General features: G+C 61.0%; 14 protein-coding genes. 8 read left to right on the top strand and 6 right to left on the bottom strand.

Annotation, left to right across the window (positions count from 1 at the left end):
- Nucleotides 1-179: 179 nt before the first annotated feature.
- The 5 genes from BT179_RS03380 (at nucleotide 180) to BT179_RS03360 (ending at nucleotide 4,522) form a co-directional block, all read left to right on the top strand.
- Complete coding sequence (locus tag BT179_RS03380; protein WP_072389400.1) at nucleotides 180-698, top strand: DUF2059 domain-containing protein; 519 nt, start codon at nucleotides 180-182, stop codon at nucleotides 696-698.
- A gap of 12 nt (nucleotides 699-710) precedes the next feature.
- On the top strand, nucleotides 711-1,010 hold the full coding sequence (locus BT179_RS03375) for a BolA family protein (protein WP_072430272.1): 300 nt from the start codon (nucleotides 711-713) through the stop codon (nucleotides 1,008-1,010).
- A gap of 121 nt (nucleotides 1,011-1,131) precedes the next feature.
- Nucleotides 1,132-2,073 carry an oxygen-dependent tRNA uridine(34) hydroxylase TrhO gene (locus BT179_RS03370; RefSeq protein ID WP_072389396.1) on the top strand — a complete coding sequence of 314 codons (942 nt, stop codon included), beginning with the start codon at nucleotides 1,132-1,134 and terminating at the stop codon, nucleotides 2,071-2,073.
- 3 nt (nucleotides 2,074-2,076) lie between these two features.
- A complete protein-coding gene (locus BT179_RS03365) occupies nucleotides 2,077-2,712 on the top strand; it encodes a DsbA family protein (protein WP_072389394.1) in 636 nt (211 codons plus the stop codon).
- The gene (locus BT179_RS03360) at nucleotides 2,705-4,522 is read left to right on the top strand and encodes an ABC transporter ATP-binding protein (RefSeq protein WP_072389392.1); all 1,818 of its coding nucleotides are present in this window, start codon (nucleotides 2,705-2,707) and stop codon (nucleotides 4,520-4,522) included. Before BT179_RS03365 ends, BT179_RS03360 begins: the two co-directional genes overlap by 8 nt.
- A gap of 66 nt (nucleotides 4,523-4,588) precedes the next feature.
- Here BT179_RS03360 and BT179_RS03355 read toward each other — a convergent pair whose 3' ends face one another.
- Nucleotides 4,589-9,265, bottom strand: a complete 4,677-nt coding sequence (locus BT179_RS03355; RefSeq protein WP_177305084.1) for a deaminase domain-containing protein — start codon at nucleotides 9,263-9,265, stop codon at nucleotides 4,589-4,591.
- Nucleotides 9,266-9,587: 322 nt separating this feature from the next.
- Here BT179_RS03355 and BT179_RS03350 point away from each other — a divergent pair, with 322 nt between their 5' ends.
- Together BT179_RS03350 and BT179_RS03345 are read left to right on the top strand one after the other, a co-directional pair.
- On the top strand, nucleotides 9,588-12,047 hold the full coding sequence (locus BT179_RS03350; protein ID WP_072430273.1) for an EAL domain-containing protein: 2,460 nt from the start codon (nucleotides 9,588-9,590) through the stop codon (nucleotides 12,045-12,047).
- A gap of 79 nt (nucleotides 12,048-12,126) precedes the next feature.
- Nucleotides 12,127-12,885 carry an iron-containing redox enzyme family protein gene (locus BT179_RS03345; protein ID WP_207956596.1) on the top strand — a complete coding sequence of 253 codons (759 nt, stop codon included), beginning with the start codon at nucleotides 12,127-12,129 and terminating at the stop codon, nucleotides 12,883-12,885.
- Between the two features lie 79 nt (nucleotides 12,886-12,964).
- Here the strand turns inward: BT179_RS03345 and BT179_RS03340 are convergent, their stop codons facing one another.
- From BT179_RS03340 to BT179_RS03320, 5 genes are all read right to left on the bottom strand, one after another.
- Nucleotides 12,965-13,891 carry a GGDEF domain-containing protein gene (locus BT179_RS03340; protein ID WP_072430274.1) on the bottom strand — a complete coding sequence of 309 codons (927 nt, stop codon included), beginning with the start codon at nucleotides 13,889-13,891 and terminating at the stop codon, nucleotides 12,965-12,967.
- Between the two features lie 361 nt (nucleotides 13,892-14,252).
- Nucleotides 14,253-14,993 carry a YciK family oxidoreductase gene (locus BT179_RS03335; RefSeq protein ID WP_072389384.1) on the bottom strand — a complete coding sequence of 247 codons (741 nt, stop codon included), beginning with the start codon at nucleotides 14,991-14,993 and terminating at the stop codon, nucleotides 14,253-14,255.
- A gap of 185 nt (nucleotides 14,994-15,178) precedes the next feature.
- Nucleotides 15,179-15,850 carry an N-acetylmuramic acid 6-phosphate phosphatase MupP gene (gene mupP / locus BT179_RS03330; RefSeq protein WP_072389382.1) on the bottom strand — a complete coding sequence of 224 codons (672 nt, stop codon included), beginning with the start codon at nucleotides 15,848-15,850 and terminating at the stop codon, nucleotides 15,179-15,181.
- Nucleotides 15,851-15,854: 4 nt separating this feature from the next.
- Entirely contained in the window at nucleotides 15,855-16,553 is a 699-nt protein-coding gene (gene ubiG / locus BT179_RS03325; RefSeq protein ID WP_072389380.1) for a bifunctional 2-polyprenyl-6-hydroxyphenol methylase/3-demethylubiquinol 3-O-methyltransferase UbiG, read from the bottom strand.
- A 63-nt stretch (nucleotides 16,554-16,616) separates the two neighbouring features.
- Nucleotides 16,617-17,948, bottom strand: a complete 1,332-nt coding sequence (locus BT179_RS03320; protein ID WP_072430275.1) for a TRZ/ATZ family hydrolase — start codon at nucleotides 17,946-17,948, stop codon at nucleotides 16,617-16,619.
- A 106-nt stretch (nucleotides 17,949-18,054) separates the two neighbouring features.
- On the opposite strand from BT179_RS03320, the gene mtnA reads away from it, so the two are divergent.
- Nucleotides 18,055-19,131: an S-methyl-5-thioribose-1-phosphate isomerase gene (gene mtnA, locus BT179_RS03315; protein WP_072389376.1), complete on the top strand. Its 1,077-nt coding sequence runs from the start codon at nucleotides 18,055-18,057 to the stop codon at nucleotides 19,129-19,131.
- The last annotated feature ends 51 nt before the right edge of the window (nucleotides 19,132-19,182 follow it).

Below are 19,182 nucleotides of genomic sequence, written 5' to 3'. Positions count from 1 at the left end.
ACTCCTGTCATCGGATACGCGGTTTGGGCCCTGCTGGGCGGCATCGGTTCCCTCAATGTAGGAGCGGCCCGTTCGGTCCGTCAATCGGACCCGCTCGGCACGGGGTTGAGGCGCGGCGTTTAATAGGCGCAGAATGGTCGCCCCTGGGGTTTTACCTCGCCAGTTAAAAAGGAAACTCGATGACCCGTCTTCGCGCCATCTGTACCGCAGTTGCTCTGGTGTGTGCCAGCGGCCCTGTTTTCGCCGATACCGCCAGCCACAACGCCAGTGCCGAAGCGTTCCTGACCCTGGCTCATGCCGACAAGCTGGGCACCCCGGTGTACATGCAAGTGCAGCAGATGTTTGCCCAACGCTTCGAACAGACCAAGGCTCCCGAGTCGAAGAAAGCCACCCTGGAGACCTACCAGGCCAAGGCCAATGCCGCGCTGGACCAGGCCATTGGCTGGAACAAGCTCAAGCCGGACATGGTCAAGCTCTACACCACCAACTTCAGTGAGTCGGAGCTCAAGGACCTGGTCGCTTTCTATCAGTCGCCCCTGGGCAAGAAAGTCCTGGAAAAGATGCCACAGCTGACCCAGCAGTCCGCCCAACTGACCCAGGCCAAGCTGGAAAGCGCGGTGCCGGTGGTCAACAAGCTGCTGGCCGACATGACCGCCGAGCTTGAACCGAAAGCCGCCCCTGCCAAGAAAAAGCCGTAAGCGGAGCCCGGTATGAGCATGCAACAACGCATCGAATCGACACTCGGGCTCCTGCAGCCCGAGCACCTGCAGGTACTGGATGAAAGCCACATGCACAGCCGTGGGCTTGAGACCCATTACAAGGCGGTGGTGGTCAGCCGGCAGTTCGAGGGGCTCAATCGGGTCAAGCGCCACCAGAAAGTCTATGGCACGCTGGGCGAGCTGATGGGCGAGTTCCATGCGTTGGCGTTGCACACCTACACCCCCGAGGAGTGGGCGCAGATCGACGCGGCCCCTGCTTCGCCGACCTGTGCCGGAGGCAGCAAGCACTGACCCTCGTGCAGCTCCTAAAGCCACGGTGTATTTGCTAGAATCCGCGACGCGCCTGACAAGGGCGCGTTTTTTTTCGCATCCGGTTCACCCTTTACGAGGGTAGCCACCTGGAGAAATACCCATGACACCATCCATTGTCGTGGCGGCACTGTACAAGTTCGTCACCCTGGAAGATTACGTCGAGCTGCGTGAGCCCTTGCTCAAGGCCATGCTCGACAACGGCATCAAAGGTACCTTGCTGATCGCCCAGGAGGGCATCAACGGTACTGTTTCCGGCACCCGTGAAGGCATCGACGGGTTGCTGGCCTGGCTCAGGAACGATCCGCGCATGGTCGATATCGACCACAAGGAATCGTACTGCGACGAGCAGCCTTTCTATCGCACCAAGGTCAAGCTCAAGAAAGAAATCGTCACCCTCGGCGTCGAAGGCGTAGACCCGAACAAGCAGGTCGGTACCTATGTCGAGCCGCGGGACTGGAACGCGTTGATCAGCGATCCGGAGGTGTTGCTGATCGACACCCGTAACGATTACGAAGTGTCCATCGGCACGTTCGAAGGCGCCATCGACCCCAAGACCACCAGCTTCCGCGAGTTTCCCGACTACATCAAAGCCAACTTCGATCCGGCGCGGCACAAGAAGGTCGCGATGTTCTGCACCGGTGGCATTCGCTGCGAGAAGGCCTCCAGCTACATGCTCAGCCAGGGCTTCGACGAAGTCTTCCACCTCAAGGGCGGCATTCTGAAGTACCTGGAAGAGGTGCCCCAGGAAGAAACCAAATGGCGTGGCGACTGCTTTGTGTTCGATAACCGCGTGACCGTGCGCCACGACCTCAGCGAAGGCGACTACGATCAATGTCATGCCTGCCGCACGCCGGTAAGCCTGGAAGATCGCGCTTCGGAGCATTACGTGCCGGGAATCAGTTGCCCGCATTGCTGGGACAAGCTGAGCGAGAAGACCCGCCGCAGCGCCATCGACCGGCAAAAGCAGATCGAGCTGGCCAAGGCGCGCAACATGCCGCATCCGATCGGCTACAACTACAAGCAATCATCGTCCGAGGCCTGAACCATGCCGCCACGCCTGCTCTATGTCATGGATCCCATGTGTTCCTGGTGCTGGGGGTTCGCCCCGGTGGCCGAGGCCCTGGTAGAGCAGGCCCAGGCCCACGGCGTGGAACTGCACCTGGTGGTGGGCGGCCTGCGCACCGGCAGCGGCTCGGCCCTGGAGCCGACGACCCGGCGCTACATCCTCGAACACTGGCAGGCGGTCACCCAGGCCACCGGCCAGCCGTTCAAGCTCGAAGGCGCGTTGCCCGATGGTTTCGTCTATGACACCGAGCCGGCCTGCCGCGCCGTGGTGACGGCCCGTAGCCTGGCGCCGGACCTGGCCTGGAAGCTGCTGAAACTGATCCAGCAGGCTTTTTATGTCGAAGGTCGCGATGTCACCCACGCCAGCGTCCTGGTGGAACTGGCCGAGCAGGCGGGGTTGCCGCGCATCGAGTTCGCCGCTGCGTTCGACCGTGCCGATCAACACGCGGCCACGGCTGCGGATTTCACCTGGGTGCAAGACCTCGGCATCGCCGGATTCCCCACGCTGCTGGCCGAGCGCGACGGCCAGCTGGCCTTGCTCACCAATGGCTACCAGCCCTTGAGCCAGTTGGCTCCATTGCTGGGGCGTTGGCTGGAGCGCGCCGCCTGTGCCTGATCTGCCGGAGGGGACCCCGGGCCCCCAGCGCGTCGATCGATTGAGCTGGGCGGAAATCCGTCGCCTGGCCCTCAAGCACAAGAAGGCCCTGTGGATCGCCAACGGCGTGGCCGTACTGGCGACGTTGTGCAGCGTGCCGATCCCCTTGCTGTTGCCGCTGCTGGTGGACGAGGTGCTGCTGGGCCATGGCGACGCGGCGCTGAAGATAATGAACCATGCGCTGCCGTTGGGCTGGCAGAGCGCTGCCGGTTATATCGGGCTGATGTTGCTGGCGACCCTGGCCCTGCGGTGCGGCGCGCTGCTGTTCAACGTACTGCAGGCGCGGTTGTTCGCGAGACTGGCCAAGGACATCGTCTATCGCATCCGTATCCGCTTGATCGACCGCCTCAAGCGCATCTCCCTGGGCGAATACGAAAGCCTGGGCAGCGGCACCGTGGCGGCCCACCTGGTCACCGACCTGGATACCCTCGACAAATTCGTCGGCGAGACGCTCAGCCGGTTCCTGGTGGCGATGCTGACCCTGGTGGGCACGGCCGGCATTCTTGTGTGGATGCATTGGAAACTGGCGTTGTTGATCCTGTTGTTCAACCCGCTGGTGATCTACGCCACCGTGCAGTTGGGCAAACGGGTCAAGCACCTCAAGAAACTGGAAAACGACAGCACGTCGCGCTTCACCCAGGCCCTGACTGAAACCCTGGACGCGATCCAGGAGGTGCGGGCCGGTAACCGGCAGGGTTTTTTCCTTGGCCGGCTGGGGTTGCGCGCCCGGGAAGTGCGCGATTATGCGGTCAACTCCCAGTGGAAAAGCGACGCGTCGAGCCGGGCCAGTGGTTTGCTGTTCCAGTTCGGCATCGATATCTTCCGCGCCGCGGCGATGCTCACCGTACTGTTTTCCGATCTTTCCATCGGCCAGATGCTGGCGGTGTTCAGCTACCTCTGGTTCATGATCGGTCCGGTGGAACAACTGCTGAACCTGCAATACGCCTATTATGCGGCGGGCGGAGCCTTGAGCCGCATCAACGAATTGCTGGCGCGTGCCGACGAGCCGCAATACAAGGGCACGGTCGATCCGTTCCTGGGGCAGGACACCCTCGGCATCGATATCCAGGGATTGAGCTTCGGTTATGGCGAGGAGCTGGTGCTCGACCAACTGAACCTGTCCATCGCGCCTGGTGAAAAAGTCGCCATCGTCGGGGCCAGCGGCGGTGGCAAGAGCACCCTGGTGCAGCTGTTGCTGGGGCTGTATACACCGCAGTCGGGCAGCATTCGCTTTGGTGGCGTCACTCAGGAGGACATCGGTCTGGAGACCATCCGTGAACACGTCGCAGTGGTGCTGCAACACCCGGCGCTGTTCAATGACACGGTCCGGGCCAACCTGACCATGGGCCGCGAGCGCAGCGACGAAGCCTGCTGGCGGGCGCTGGAAATTGCGCAGTTGCACAGCACGATCCGCGAATTGCCCGCCGGCCTGGACAGCGTCGTCGGGCGTTCCGGGGTGCGTCTATCCGGTGGCCAACGCCAGCGCCTGGCGATTGCGCGCATGGTCCTGGCCGAACCCAAGGTGGTGATCCTCGACGAGGCGACCTCGGCCCTGGACGCTGCCACCGAATACAACCTGCACCAGGCACTGGCCCGATTCCTGAGCCATCGCACCACCCTGGTCATCGCTCACCGGCTGTCGGCCGTCAAGCAGGCCGACCGGGTGCTGGTATTCGACGGTGGGAAAATCGCCGAGGACGGGGACCATCAGCAACTGATGGCCGATGGCGGTCTGTACGCCAAGCTTTATGGCCATCTGCAGCAGCACTAGGCTCTGAAACACCAGGCCAGGCACTGCCTGGCCTTCGTCTAGAGATACTTTCAATAGCGCCTGGTTTCAGTCTGAATCGGTTGACGTGCCAAGCTCCGTGGCCGGACGCTTGCGGCGTTGCCCCCAGATGACATTCAGGGCATCGGCGCCGCGCTCGTGGCCGAATTCCTTCATGACAATCGAGCAGGATTCGCAGGGCGGCAAGGTGGTCGCCACGGTGATGGACTTGATGTCCCCAGGATCCGGATACTTTTCACTGATGTAGCCGATCAGCTTGCTTTCACTGTCTGCGGTCGTGATGCGGCCCAGCCTGTCCGAACCGGAACTGCCCGTCGCATCCATCAAGTGGGGAATCGCCAAAAGCTTCCCGTCGGGGCTGAGGCTAAGGGCTGCGGGATCGATGGGATTCCTGATGGCGTCTACGTTGAAATAGCTGACGTCGTTCAAGGTGATTTCGCTCAAGCCATTGCTGGATTTGAACAGTGGCAGGTGCCGGGTATAGTCCTCGATGCCGGAAACGCTGACGTAGACTTCATTTTTCCCCGAGGCGGTGGTGACGCTGGCGAAGGCGATGTTCTTGGGGTTTTGCGTCGGGAGGATTTTCTGCAACTCCCGCATGGCGTCGTCGATGGTGACAGGACGGGTCGCCGATTGCGGGGCAACGGCGATGGACGGGTCCGTAAACAAAGCCTCGAAGATATTCGCTGTCGACTTTTGCAACGCCTCGGGTGCCTGCCTGGAAGGCTTCCACACGGCCGCTCCGGTAGGCAGGTCGGCCACGATCATTCTTGTCCGGCGATCGAAAAGCACGGCCTCGGCCGAATACGTATTGACCTTCACCCACTTCATATTGGAAGGCGGATGGACAGGGGCACCGATGGGAATCGAAATTTCATCGATCTTGTCCAGCGCCAGTTCGACCTGGTCTCTTCCATAGATCCTTGCAGCGTTGTTCGCGTTCAGCGAGCCGATGTAGACCCTTTGGAGCTCCTCGCCGGGCGTGCCTGGCATCAGGTCTTCGGGGCCCAGCTTTTTCAGGATCAACGGGCCCTCGAGGCTGTCGGTGGACGGTAATCTCGTCATGTAGTAATCGTCGAAATTCAGGCGGGTGAAGACGTAATTGAATTTCTCGTCGATGGATCGAATGATGAGCGCGCCGGTCACGTGTGTGTCATCGATGCCCTCTGCCGTCCCGGATACTCTGATCCCTCCATAGAGGCCGGTCTGGAATTCCAGCGTCGCATCGACGGTTTCCCTGGGAATCGGGGTCTTGCTGGTGAGGCCGATCCATTCCGGCCGTCCTTTGTAGGTATTGAGCTTGCCGCCCTTGAGCTCATAGATTTTCCCCTCGAACGCCAACAGCGCCCGGTCGTTGGCCGACTTGGGTATGGAGGGATAGAGCGTCGTATCGCCGAACCACGGCGCCCAGCTCGGCTCCGCGCTGAACTCTCCCGAAGGTGGACGCTCGGCAGGCTTGTCCTGCAGGACATACCGGGTCTTGCAAATTTCATCGGGAGCCCGACGGACACGGCATGGTTGTTTCCTGAGGGTTTCACTGGCATCCAGCTGACTGGCGCGACGCAGGGTGCCGTCCGCCAGGCGATAGGGCACGTCATCCAGATAAAGCGTACGGCTGCCGTCGACTTCGAGCTGTTCGCGTATGTGGCTTCTTTGCGGGACCTCGACAATGACATCGGTGTCAGTGCGGGCCAGGGTGTTGTAGTGGGAGCGGCCCAGGGACAATTCGGGCACGTCCTTGGACAGGGATGGGCCGTAAGGCTTGTCGGAAAACGGGTCGATCAAGCGGTAGTCGGTTTTGCCGGACGCCCCGACGTTGCGTACCAGGACATCATCGACCCCGCGCACCGCACCGAGCTGGTCATGGTTGGCCAGCGGTCGCCATCTTCCCGGATCCGTGGCCTGGGACATGCCTTTTACAAAATCGTAGTGGCCGGCTCTGCCGCTCAGGACCTTCAGGTTGAAATAGCCTTTTTTCCCGAGCCGGTATGCACTCTGGCCACCTGCTTGAAACAGGGATGGGATTGCATCGAGGGGATTGAGCGTTGCGTTGAGCAAGGTGCCCGTGAGTTTCGCGAAGGCGGGCAACGTTTCGCCAAAATTCCATTTGCCCACCGTCCGGATCAGCTTCAGCGAGCCCGAGGCGAATTTGCCGATGGGAAGGACAAACGAGGCGAAGTCGATGAACAGGCCAAACGCACCACTGACCAGGCGATCGCGATCGCCTGAGCTGAGGTCTTCGATACTGCTCCAGAAAGGTACGAGCATTTTGGTCAGGTCGATGACTTTCTTGCGCTTGGCTTTTTCATGGTCGAACTCCGTGGCGCCATAACAACTGTCGTGCAGTTCCTTTTCATCCACGAACAGCAGGTGCTGGGCAATGTGTTGAGTGATCCTTTGGGTGACTTTCGATTCCAATGTGCGGGGCAAGGCGCTGTCATCATCGCGTTCCATCGGCTCAAGGGTGTCGCCCAACTGATCCAGGATGGCCTGGCATTGCCTATCGGCAGCGGGAATGGTGCCCTTTACATGGGCGTCCCAATCGAAAGGAAGGATTTTGGTACGCACTACGCTCGCGTTTACGGAAGAGCCGCGGCTGACTCGCCATTTCTCTGTCTTCAGCTCGCCGCCCAGGTGTTGCTCGGTGATATCCGGTCGGCGGCGGATCACGCCGGCGCGGGGCAGGACTTCGTAATAGGAGGTGCGGCTGTCCCGTGTCGCCGCCAGGACGAAGCCGTTACGCGCACGCAGTGGGCGCTTCTTGTCTTCCGACTCGTTCGCCGCCTCGGTTCCCATGATCGCTTGTCTCAAGGTGTAGACCTTGACCGATCCATACTCCAGCGCATGACGGTCGGCCAGGGGAAGAGAGGCGAGTTGATGGGCGATCAATGTCCGGTAGGCGTTTCTGATCAGGTTGAGGTAGATCTTGAAGTGCGTGGCAAATGTCTCCTCGATATCCGGCAATGTTCTGCGCTCGAGGGCAATGGCGGACAGATCCGGCCATGGCAGATTGCTCTGCACGGTTCGGTCGTCGTCGATACTCAACCAGGCGCTCGTCGAGTATTTCCCATCCGGCCCGGTGATGAACCATCTTTTTCCCTGAAGCTGCCCGGAGGCATAGACATCCACGAATGAATACGCGTCAGGCGCGGGCCTGCCGATAGGAGCCATCAGCCGAAGTTGCGGTGCGGTATAGAAGGCGTTCGCTTCCTTGACCAGCTTGCGGCCGTCCGACACGAACAGGCTCTCGCCAAAAAACCTGGCCATCTTCGCCCTGGCAATGTTCAGTCGTTCGGGGGGCGGGCTATCAAGCCAGCGGATAGCGCGGTTCAGGCTTTCGACTTCGGAGTCGAGCCTCTTTGCGGCCTCCTGTATGTCTTGCGCCGGATAGTTGGCATCCTCCCTATAGCCAATCAACCCGTTCGTCAGGGCCCATTCCAGCATCGGTTTCAATCGGGTCAGGGTGATCAGTTTCAGTTCTTCGGCTGTCGCTCCAATGGCCTGCCTGATGGGCAGGTCCACCAGTTGCTGGAAGTCCAGGCGTTGCAGCAACAGAGGATCGATCGCCTGGGCCAGGTGAACCCCGTGGACGAAATTCACCCAGACAGTGGAGCTTCGGTAGGGCAGTTGCGGCGGTATATCGCGAACCTGGAACTCCAGGGGGAACAACGGCAGGAAAAGGCCGGCGATCAGAATGGATTCATTCACCGACGTGGCGCGCCCCGATGCGACCAGGTGTGCCTCGAAGCCGGCCTGGATTTCCTGGTAGCTCTTGCCCCAATGGGCTGACTTTTGCCAGCGGTAGCCAGCGATGCCCTCCGGGTCTGCGGTCGGAACCGAGGTGATCCACAGGCGAAGGGCCTTGACCAGCAAGCCGGTACGTATTCCCGGAGCGCTGTTCTCGCCGTCCCTGCCGCCGAACCAGTCCAGGGCCAGCAGCAGCCTGGCGGCCAGCGCCTGGGCCCTTGGCGACAGCAGGATTTGCTCCAGGTACATCGACGGTTTTGCGCGGAGCGTTTGTGTTGCCAGGCGGGTGATATCCCGGGCACCGAGATAGTCCAGCAGGGATGTCTGCGGCGTGGGCAGGAATTGACGCACTGTTTCGATGACCAGGCGGTCGTCCATCGCTTGCGCGGGTGTCGGTTCCAGGTTCGGTTCGTCGAGCCTGATGCCGTGCCAGAGCCCCAATGAATGGCGAGCGCGTTTCTCTTCCAGGGTGTCGAGGGTGGCCTGGCGTTGTTGGGCATCTTGCGGATCCCAGGCCGCAATGCCATAGAACCGGGTCATTCTGGCGAGTGAAAACTGGCCATCGAAGCGAATCTTTCCAGCCAGTCGGAGTGCCGACTTTTCGATGTTTGCCAACAACTCTTTCCAGGCGGTTTGTTTGTCGAGTTCAAGCCGGATGACGGTGGTGTCGTTCTTCTTGCGTGCGAAGTAATGGGCCTGGCCGTCCTTCAATATCACGGTCAATTCATTGAATGAAGCGTCCAGGGTGGCGCACAGTGACTGGTAATCCTTGTTTTCCATCAGCGCTCGCAGTGCCTGCTGGCCGATTGCGTTTTCCAGGGCCATGGGAGAACAGGGTTGGGGTGTCAGTAGTCTGTCGATGAACTTGTCCGTGGGTGTTTCATTGTTTCGGACAAGTGCCAACAGCGCGTCATACTCTGCCAGCAGGCCCTGATGCGCCTGGGCCTGGGAGGGCCATTGGTGCTGTGGAGAATTCATTGAAAGATCGAACGAGGGCAACGGGTGCATAAAGAGTCCCTGGTGATAAACGAAGGGGCTCCAGGCCCACTTCAAAAGTGCCGGCCGGAGCAGTCCCCTATCCCATCAATCAGGGAAAAACAGTGGTGGTAGATATATATGGCGCCCCGGTGTTTTCTAACTTTTCCGGTTAGTGCCTGTGACAGGCATCGACGAGATTTCACGCATTCGAGAGACGGGGACGTTAAATGATGTCCGGCCTCTTGCGAGGAACTGCTGCGCCTCCTAGTCTTGTTGGAATGATCGGTCTTTAGGCTGGTCGACGAGCCTATACAGGGACCTCATGAATCAAGCGCGGACTCTCGGAACTCCCCGGTTGTTGGGCATCGTATGGCCTTTTATCGCCGTTGTTCTGTTTCAGGCCTTGCTGGGGGGCGTCAGTCTTTACGTATTGTCGGCGGTTCGTGGTTATGTGGCCGGGGAAAGCCTCTGGTCCAAGGGGCAGAAAGACGCGATCTATTACCTGAACCTCTACGCCGACAGCCGCGACGAGGCGATTTTCCGCAAATACCAGCTGGCCATCGCCGTGCCCGAAGGCGGGCATGAACTGCGGGTGGCGCTGGATCGCCAGCCACCGGACCTGGAGGCGGCGCGGGCAGGCATTCTCAAGGGAGGCAATCACCCGGACGACGTCTCCAGCCTGATCTGGCTCTACCTGAATTTTCGCCACTTCAGTTACCTGGAAGAAGCCATCGACCTCTGGACGGTGGGTGACAGTTACCTGATAGAACTGAACAACGTCGCCCGGCAGATGCACGAGAGCATTTCCCAGGGCAAGGCCACGGACATCGATATCCGCGGCTGGAAGGCACGAATCTTTGCCATCAACGATTCCGTCACCCCGGCTGCCAAGGCGTTCAGCGACGCCTTGGGCGAGGGGTCGCGCTTTATCCTGCGTCTGCTGCTGGTGACCAACTTCGCTACCGCCCTGGGGCTGATTGTCCTGGCGTTGTTGCGCACCCACAAACTGCTGGCACAGCGGCAGGTTTTCGCCAATGCGCTGCAAGTGGAGAAGGAACGGGCACAGATCACCCTGCAATCCATCGGCGACGGGGTCATCACTACCGATGTCGAGGGCGCCATTGCCTATATGAATCCCGCGGCCGAGGCGATGACCCATTGGAAAGCCGAGCACGCCACCGGGCTGCCCCTGGCCGCGCTGTTCAATCTGCTGGACGACAACGCCCAGACCGAAGGCCTGACCCTGATCGAGCACATCCTCAGCGGGCGGCTCGGCGGGGGCAGCGAGCATTCCAAACTGATCCAGCGGCTGGATGGCAGTACCGTTTCGGTAACGCTCGTAGGGGCGCCAATCCGCCATGCCGGCAAGGTCAGCGGCGCCGTGCTGGTCCTGCACGACATGACCCAGGAGCGTCAGTACATCGCCAACCTGTCCTGGCAGGCCACCCACGACGCCTTGACTGGCCTGGCGAACCGCCGGGAGTTCGAATATCGCCTCGAACAGGCCTTGCATAACCTGACGCGCCAGTCCGGGCGGCATGCCTTGATGTTCCTGGACCTGGATCAGTTCAAGCTGGTCAACGACACCTGTGGCCATGCGGCAGGCGACGAGCTGCTTCGTCATATCTGTGCCTTGCTGCAATCGGGGCTGCGGGAAAACGATACATTGGCCCGTCTGGGTGGGGATGAATTCGGGATCCTGCTGGAGAACTGCGCGCCGGACGCTGCGGAGAAGATCGCCGAAGGACTGCGCCAGACCGTGCAGAACCTGCACTTCGTCTGGAAGGGCCGGCCATTCGTGACCACCGTGAGCATCGGGCTGGTGCATATCGCCCAGAACCCGACGACGCTGGAGGCGTCCCTGCGTGCCGCGGACATGGCCTGCTACATGGCCAAGGAGAAGGGCCGCAACCGGGTTCAGGTCTATCACGCCGACGATTCGGAACTGTCCCTGCGCTTCGGCGAAATGGCCTGGGTCCAGCGCCTGCACATGGCTCTGGAGGAAAACCGTTTCTGTCTCTATGCCCAGGAAATCGCCGCGCTGGGGCCGGGGGAACACGGTGGTGGACATATCGAGATCCTGTTGCGCCTGCATGACGAAGCCGGGCGGATGATCCTGCCGGACAGCTTCATACCGGCCGCCGAGCGTTACGGCCTGATGACTTCCCTGGACCGTTGGGTGGTGGAAAACGTCTTCAGGATCATTCGCCAGTGCCTGAATGAGTCGCCCCAAGGCCCCATGGCCATGTGTGCGATAAATCTGTCAGGCACTACTATCGGAGATCAGGCATTCCTTGATTTCCTGCGTAAACAATTCGCGGCTTATTCAGTCCCGCCAGAAATGATTTGTTTTGAAATAACCGAGACCAGCGCTATTTCGAATTTGGGTAGTGCGATCCGCTTTATCAATGAACTCAAGGGGTTGGGTTGTTATTTCTCTCTGGATGACTTTTGTGCCGGAATGTCTTCGTTCGCTTACTTGAAACATTTACCTGTAGACTTCCTGAAGATCGACGGGAGTTTCGTAAAGGATATGCTGGACGACCCGATTAACCGTGCAATGGTCGAAGTGATCAATCACATCGGCCACGTCATGGGTAAGCGCACGATTGCCGAGTTCGTTGAGACTGCCCAGATCGAGCAGGCACTGCTGGAGATTGGCGTGGATTACGCTCAAGGGTATGTGATCGAGCGCCCGCAATTGTTTACCTGTGATACGTTGCAATGTAGGCCGGCCCGGCCCCAGCCGTTGTTATTCAAGGCCCCCGGCACGTTCCGCTGAGCCTCTTGTTGATCCGTAAAAAATCACAATCAAAAGGAGCCCGACAGTGATCGACACATTCAACCGAACAGGCCCGCTCATGGACGCCACCAGCTATCCGAAATGGGCACAACAGCTCATTATCGATTGCAGCGAGAGCAAGCGCCGGGTTGTCGAACACGAGCTGTATCAACGCATGCGTGATAACAAGCTCAGCGCCAGGACCATGCGCCACTACCTCATCGGTGGTTGGCCGGTCGTCGAACAGTTCGCCTTGTACATGGCGCAGAACCTTACCAAGACCCGCTTTGCCCGCCACCCTGGCGAGGACATGGCCCGTCGTTGGCTGATGCGCAACATTCGTGTCGAACTCAACCATGCCGACTACTGGGTGAACTGGAGTGCGGCCCATGGCGTCACGCTGGAAGACCTGCAAGCCCAGCAGGTGCCCCCCGAACTGCATGCCTTGAGTCACTGGTGCTGGCACACCAGCTCGTCCGATTCGCTGATAGTGGCCATCGCGGCGACCAACTATGCGATCGAAGGGGCCACCGGTGAGTGGTCGGCGCTGGTATGTTCCAGCGGCGTCTATGCCGCGGCCTTCCCCGAGGAAGAACGCAAGCGCGCCATGAAATGGCTGAAGATGCATGCGCAGTACGACGATGCCCACCCTTGGGAAGCCCTGGAGATCATCTGCACGCTAGGGGGCATGAACCCGAGCAGGGCCTTGCAGGCCGAGCTGCGCCAGGCCATTTGCAAGAGCTATGACTACATGTATCTGTTCCTGGAGCGTTGCATGCAACTGGAGCAGGAAAAAGTCTCCTCCACCCGTGAGCGCCTGGCGCTGGCCGGGAGCTGATCGCCCGTAAGGGGCCCTGGCCGTCAACGGGGAGGTTGACGGCCAGGGCCCGCAGCGAGTGTCGTTCCCCGGCGGCCTTTCAACCCGCCATCGCCAGCCGGTTCCGCCCCTCGCGCTTGGCCACATACAGTGCACTGTCGACCCGTCGCAACAGGCTTTCGGCGGACTCGCCCGGCAGCAGCGTTGCACAGCCGAGGCTGACCGTCAGCTCGATCCTCGTTCCCGCCACGAAATAATCCTGCACCTGAGCGGCATACCGCAGCCGTTCGCCGACCATGGCCGCTGTTTCCCGGCTGGTATTGGAAAGCAGGATCAGGAATTCCTCGCCACCGAACCTGAACACCATGTCCACGTTGCGCAATTGCTGCTTGATCGACTCGGCGACGGTCCTGAGTACTTCATCGCCGACGCCATGGCCGTGGGTGTCGTTGATGCGCTTGAAATGATCGATGTCGAGCATCAACAGCGACAGGGGCTGCATATGGCGCCGGGACATGTCGATTTCCCGCTCCAGGGTCTGGTCCATGGCGATGCGGTTGCCGGTGCCGGTCAAGGGATCGCGCAGGGCGCTCTGGGTCGCTACGCGGTAGAGCAGGGCGTTGCGCAACGGAAACAGCAGCGTCGACATCACGGACTCGAGGTCTTGTTGCTCGGGGTCGGTAAAGCGCTGATTGCGCCGGAATATCAGCTCGCCCAGATCTTCGCCTTCATGACTCAAGTTGTAGCTGAGCACGTGGTGCCCACGCTGGCCGAACTCCATGCGCAGGTCGCTGGGCTTGTGCTGGTAGGCCAGTGCATCCAATGGCACCAGCCGCTGGACTTCACGGAAGAACAGGCCCAGGACCCGCTGCGGCTCCAGGCTCGTCTGCAATTGCTGGCCCAGTTGTTGGCGCAGTTGCTGGAGCGTGACGGACCGTGTCGCCAAGGGTGACGGCTGGCCGAGTCCCAGGCGCTGCAATTTGGCGCTGTCGAAGTCAATCGTATTGGTCTGGGTGGGCGTTTTCATATGGCGTAAGCCCCTGCAAAATCTGTCCCGACAGGGTGGGCGAGGCAGCGCCAGGCTGCGTATCGTACTGGTCCATCAATCCCGTAAGGCACTGAGTTGAGTCTAGTCTGCTTTCCCTGTATGGCTGCAGGTCTCGCCTCAATGCCTGTCACCCGCCGGACATGGCGTGTTTGAGGGTATTTAGAGCGAAACTCGTGCCAGTCCGTTCAATACGGAAAAAACGCTTGGAAAATCAACGGGGTGAAATGTAGATGCGGGCATGATGCAGGCGTCGAGCGACGGAGGTCTGGCGATTCGCCTGGCTTGGCATTGCACGCGGCAGCGCCGCGACGGTAAACCGCCGCGACGTGAAGTGGAGGTGTTACTGGGCGTTGAAGGCCTGGCCGTTGACACCCGTGCTGTCCGGGCCCATCAAGTACAGGTAGACCGGCATGATCTCTTCAGGCGTCGGGTTATTGAGCGGATTTTCCCCCGGATAGGCCTGGGCGCGCATGCTGGTGCGGGTGGCCCCCGGGTTGATGCTGTTGGCCCGCACTGCCGCGACAGTATCGACCTCGTCGGCCAGGGTCTGCATCAGCCCCTCGGTGGCGAACTTGGACACACCGTAGGCCCCCCAGTACGCGCGGCCCTTGCGTCCGACGCTGCTGGAGGTGAACACCACGGAGGCATCCCTGGACAGCTTGAGCAGAGGCAGCAAGGTGCTGGTGAGCATGAACATGGCGTTGACGTTCACGTGCATCACCCGCATGAAGTTTTCGCCCGACAGCTGCTCCAGCGGTGTGCGCGGACCGATGATCGAAGCGTTGTGCAGCAGGCCGTCCAGGTGACCGAACTCGGTTTCGATCATGGCTGCCAGTTCGTCGTACTGATGGGGCAGGGCGGTTTCCAGGTTGAAGGGAATCACGGCCGCTTGTGGGTGACCGGCGGCTTCGATTTCATCATAGACCTGGGTCAGGTTGGCTTCGGTCTTGCCCAGCAGCAGCACCGTGGCACCGTGGGCGGCGTAGGCCTTGGCAGCAGCGGCGCCGATGCCACGACCGGCCCCGGTCACGAGGATGACCCGGCCTTCGAGCAGGTCGGGGCGGGCGGTGTAATCAAACATAAAGAACCTCACGAAACAAAACGATGCGTGGTGATGCATTGTTGTGGCGAGGGGACTCATCCCCGTTGAGCTGCGATGCAGCCCTGTTTTCATGCCGTCGGCATCCAGGCTTTCTGAGCGCGTGATGGGAGGCGCTTCGCGCCCCAGCGGGGATGAATCCCCTCGCCACGACTGCGACGTTCAGCTCAGCAACTGCACAACGCGTTATCCAGCACTTCACGTAGTGCCGAAGGGTGATCGATCACCACGTCCGCCCCCCAATGTCTGGGGTTGTCGTCCGGGTGGATGTAGCCGTAGGTCACTGCACAGGTCCTGGTGCCGGCATTGCGGCCGGACTCGATGTCCCGCAGGTCGTCGCCTATGAACAGGACGCTGGCCGGGTCCAGGTCGAGCATCTTGCACGCCAGGATCAACGGCTCCGGGTCGGGCTTGCTGTTCTTCACATGATCGGGGCAGATCAGCACCTTCGAGCGCTCGGCCAGCCCCAGCTGCTGCATGATCGGCTCGGCGAAACGCACCGGCTTGTTGGTGACCACGCCCCAGACCAGATTGGCGGCTTCGATGTCGGCCAGCACCTCGGCCATGCCGTCGAACAGATGGCTGTGGATCGCGCAGCCCTTGAGGTAGCGGTCCAGGAATTCCTGGCGCAGCTCCTCGAACCCCGGCGATTCAGGGTCCATGGAAAACGTCACTGCCACCATAGCCCGTGCCCCTCCGGAAATCTCGTCGCGGATGTGCTGGGTGTTCATCGGTGGCAAGCCACGGTCGGCGCGCATGGCCTGGCAGATGGCGATGAAGTCCGGTGCCGTGTCGAGCAGCGTGCCATCCATGTCGAAAAGAACTGCCTTGAGACGCATCGACTTACTCCTCGCGCAGGGTCTGGATCATGTAGTTGACGTCAACGTCCGAAGACAGCTTGTAGTGCTTGGTGAGCGGGTTGTAGGTCAGGCCGATGATGTCCTTGACGGTCAGCCCGGCCATGCGGCTCCAGGCACCCAGTTCGGAGGGGCGGATGAATTTCTTGAAGTCGTGGGTGCCGCGCGGCAGCAGCTTCATGATGTATTCGGCGCCGATGATGGCGAACAGATACGCCTTTGGGTTGCGGTTGATGGTGGAGAAGAATACCTGGCCGCCGGGTTTGACCATGCGCATGCAGGCCCGGATGACCGAGGACGGGTCGGGCACGTGCTCGAGCATTTCCAGGCAGGTGACCACATCGAACTGCTCGGGCATTTCCTCGGCCAGGGCTTCGGCGGTGGTCTGCCGGTACTCCACGTTGACACCGGATTCCAGTTGATGCAATTGCGCCACGGCCAGCGGCGCCTCGCCCATGTCGATGCCCGTCACGGTTGCCCCGCGCAGGGCCATGGCTTCACTGAGGATACCGCCGCCGCAGCCGACATCGAGTACCTTCTTGCCGGCCAGGCCGACACGTTCGTCAATCCAGTTGACCCGCAGCGGGTTGATATCGTGCAGTGGCTTGAACTCGCTTTCACGATCCCACCAGCGATGGGCGAGGGCCTCGAACTTGGCGATTTCGGCGTGGTCGACGTTACTCATGTGCAAATCCTCGAAAAAACTTTGAAAGAATCAGGGCCCCGAGCGATGGCTCAAGGGGCATGGTCATTGGTCATGGCCGCTGATGCGCCGTCCCCAGGCCTGCGCCGTGGCGATCAGTTGCGTTTCATCCAGGCGGGTCAACCGGCCGTCCTCCAATAAAGGCTTGCCAGCCACCCACAGGTGTTTCACGCGATCGCGGCCTGTGGCATAGATCAGTTGTGAAACCGGGTCATAGACCGGTTGCTGAGCCAGGCCTGACAGGTCAAAGGCCACCAGGTCCGCAGCCTTGCCGAGCTCCAGCGAGCCGACTATGGCCTCTATGCCCAGCGCCCGGGCGCCATTGAGCGTGGCCATGCGCAACGCGCGGTGGGCGTCCAGGGCCATTGCAGAGCCGGAAACAGCCTTGGCCAACAGTGCCGCGGTGCGGGTTTCGCCCAGCAGGTCCAGGTCGTTGTTGCTGGCTGCGCCGTCGGTGCCGATCGCTACATTGACGCCGGCCTGCCACAGGCGTTCCACCGGGCAGAAGCCGCTGGCCAGCTTAAGGTTCGATTCCGGACAATGGATGACGCTGCAGTTGCTTTCTACCAGTAAGGCGAGGTCTTCATCGCTGATCTGTGTCATGTGCACGGCCTGGAAGCGCGGGCCCAGAAGACCCAGCCGGCCCAGGCGAGCCATGGGGCGTTCGACGGTTTTATCCACGGCCTGCTGCACTTCGAATGCGGTTTCGTGGACGTGCATATGAATCGCCGCATCCAGTTCCTCGGCAATCACACGGATTTTCTCCAGGTTTTCGTCGCCTACGGTGTAAGGCGCATGGGGTCCGAATGCGACTTTGATTCGCGGATGATGCTTGAGGTCGCCAAACAATTCGATGCCCTGACGAATGGCTTCGTCGGCGCTGGCCGCACCGGGAATCGGGAAATCGAGGACAGGAATGGCGATTTGGGCGCGGATGCCGCTGTTGTGGACGCGCTCGCTGGCAACCTTGGGGTAGAAATACATGTCAGAGAAGCAGGTGATGCCGCCCTTGACCTGTTCGGCAATGGCCAGGTCGGTGCCATCGCGGACGAAATCCTCATCGACCCATTTGCCTTCGGCCGGCCAGATGTGCTGCTCGAGCCATGTCATCAGCGGCAGATCGTCGGCCAGACCGCGGAACAGCGTCATCGCCGCATGGCCGTGGGCGTTGATCAGCCCCGGGCTGAGCAGCATGCCCGGCAGTTCGCGGACCTGGGCGGCGTCGCACTTGAGGGCTTCTGCCCGTGGACCGATGAAAACGATGCAACCGTCGCGAATGCCCAGGCCGTGGTCCTGGAGTACCACACCGGCGGGTTCGACAGGCACCAACCAGGTCGGCAGCAATAATAAGTCGAGCGCAACGGCAGTCCTGGGCATCGTGGATCGGTTCCATCGGATATAAAGGATGGCGAAGTATACCCGAGCGTCTTCGCGGAGGGATCGCTATAATCGACGGCTTTTGTTCATGAGTGCGGGGTGAGGGATGCGCGATCGTCTGTTGGCAGCGGAGAAGGTGAAGGCCATCGACTGGCGCAATGGTTACCTGTACCTGCTCGATCAGCGTGTTTTGCCGTTCGAGGAAAACTGGATCGCCTATGACAGCGCGGCCGGCGTGGCCGAAGCCATTCGTTCGATGGTGGTACGCGGCGCACCGGCCATCGGCATCAGTGCGGCCTATGGCGTCGTACTGGCCGCCCGGGCGAGGTTTGCCGAAGGCGGCGACTGGCGGGCCGCGCTGGAGGCCGACCTGGCACTGTTGGCCGAATCCCGGCCGACGGCGGTAAACCTGTTCTGGGCCCTGGATCGGATGCGCGACCGGCTGGTGCGCTTGAAGGATCATGTCGAGCCGCTGGCGGCCCTCGAAGCCGAAGCCATCGCCATCCACGAAAGTGATCGCGAAGCCAACCTGACCATGGCCCAGCTCGGCGTCGACCTGATTCGCAGGCACCAGGGCAATGCCCAGGCCATCCTGACCCATTGCAATACCGGTGCCCTGGCCACCGGAGGCTTCGGTACGGCGCTGGGCGTGATCCGTGGCGCGTTCCTGGAAGGCATGGTCGAGCGCGTCTACGCCGACGAAACCCGTCCATGGTTGCAGGGCTCGCGCCTGACCGCCTGGGAATTGGCCAACGAAGGCATCCCGGTGACCGTCAACGCCGATTCTGCCGCAGCCCACATCATGAAGACCAAGGGCGTGACCTGGGTGATCGTCGGTGCCGACCGCATCACCGCCAACGGCGACGTGGCCAACAAGATCGGGACCTATCAGCTGGCGGTCTGTGCCATGCACCACGGCGTGCGTTTCATGGTGGTGGCGCCGAGTTCGACCATCGACATGAGCCTGGCCAGTGGCGACGATATCCCGCTCGAAGAGCGTGACGGGCGCGAGCTGCTGGAAGTCGGCGGCAAGCGGGTGGGCGCGGATGCGGACGCCTTCAACCCGGTATTCGACGTGACACCGGCGGACCTGATCGATGCCATCGTCACCGAAAAGGGTATCGTCGAACGCCCTGACACCGCGAAACTGGCGCAGTTGATGTGCCGCAAGCGGCTGCATTGAGACAGTTTCTATCAGGCGCATCGTCTTCGAGCTGGCTCGCTTGCGCATGCA

The organism is Pseudomonas sp. NFACC43, from assembly GCF_900119645.1.
Classification (GTDB): Bacteria; Pseudomonadota; Gammaproteobacteria; order Pseudomonadales; family Pseudomonadaceae; genus Aquipseudomonas.
The sequence above is the reverse complement of the archived record's forward strand: the minus strand, read 5'-3'. Positions and strand labels throughout refer to the sequence as shown.

Bases quoted from the DNA above. Each gene is read 5' to 3' on its own strand.
- BT179_RS03345 (WP_207956596.1), top strand. From the start codon at position 12,127: ATGGACGCCACCAGCTATCCGAAATGGGCACAACAGCTCATTATCGAT.
- BT179_RS03380 (WP_072389400.1), top strand. From the start codon at position 180: ATGACCCGTCTTCGCGCCATCTGTACCGCAGTTGCTCTGGTGTGTGCC.
- BT179_RS03355 (WP_177305084.1), bottom strand. From the start codon at position 9,265: ATGAATTCTCCACAGCACCAATGGCCCTCCCAGGCCCAGGCGCATCAG.
- BT179_RS03320 (WP_072430275.1), bottom strand. From the start codon at position 17,948: ATGCCCAGGACTGCCGTTGCGCTCGACTTATTATTGCTGCCGACCTGG.
- mupP (WP_072389382.1), bottom strand. From the start codon at position 15,850: ATGCGTCTCAAGGCAGTTCTTTTCGACATGGATGGCACGCTGCTCGAC.
- BT179_RS03340 (WP_072430274.1), bottom strand. From the start codon at position 13,891: ATGAAAACGCCCACCCAGACCAATACGATTGACTTCGACAGCGCCAAA.
- BT179_RS03335 (WP_072389384.1), bottom strand. From the start codon at position 14,993: ATGTTTGATTACACCGCCCGCCCCGACCTGCTCGAAGGCCGGGTCATC.
- BT179_RS03375 (WP_072430272.1), top strand. From the start codon at position 711: ATGAGCATGCAACAACGCATCGAATCGACACTCGGGCTCCTGCAGCCC.
- BT179_RS03370 (WP_072389396.1), top strand. From the start codon at position 1,132: ATGACACCATCCATTGTCGTGGCGGCACTGTACAAGTTCGTCACCCTG.
- BT179_RS03365 (WP_072389394.1), top strand. From the start codon at position 2,077: ATGCCGCCACGCCTGCTCTATGTCATGGATCCCATGTGTTCCTGGTGC.
- mtnA (WP_072389376.1), top strand. From the start codon at position 18,055: ATGCGCGATCGTCTGTTGGCAGCGGAGAAGGTGAAGGCCATCGACTGG.
- BT179_RS03350 (WP_072430273.1), top strand. From the start codon at position 9,588: ATGAATCAAGCGCGGACTCTCGGAACTCCCCGGTTGTTGGGCATCGTA.
- ubiG (WP_072389380.1), bottom strand. From the start codon at position 16,553: ATGAGTAACGTCGACCACGCCGAAATCGCCAAGTTCGAGGCCCTCGCC.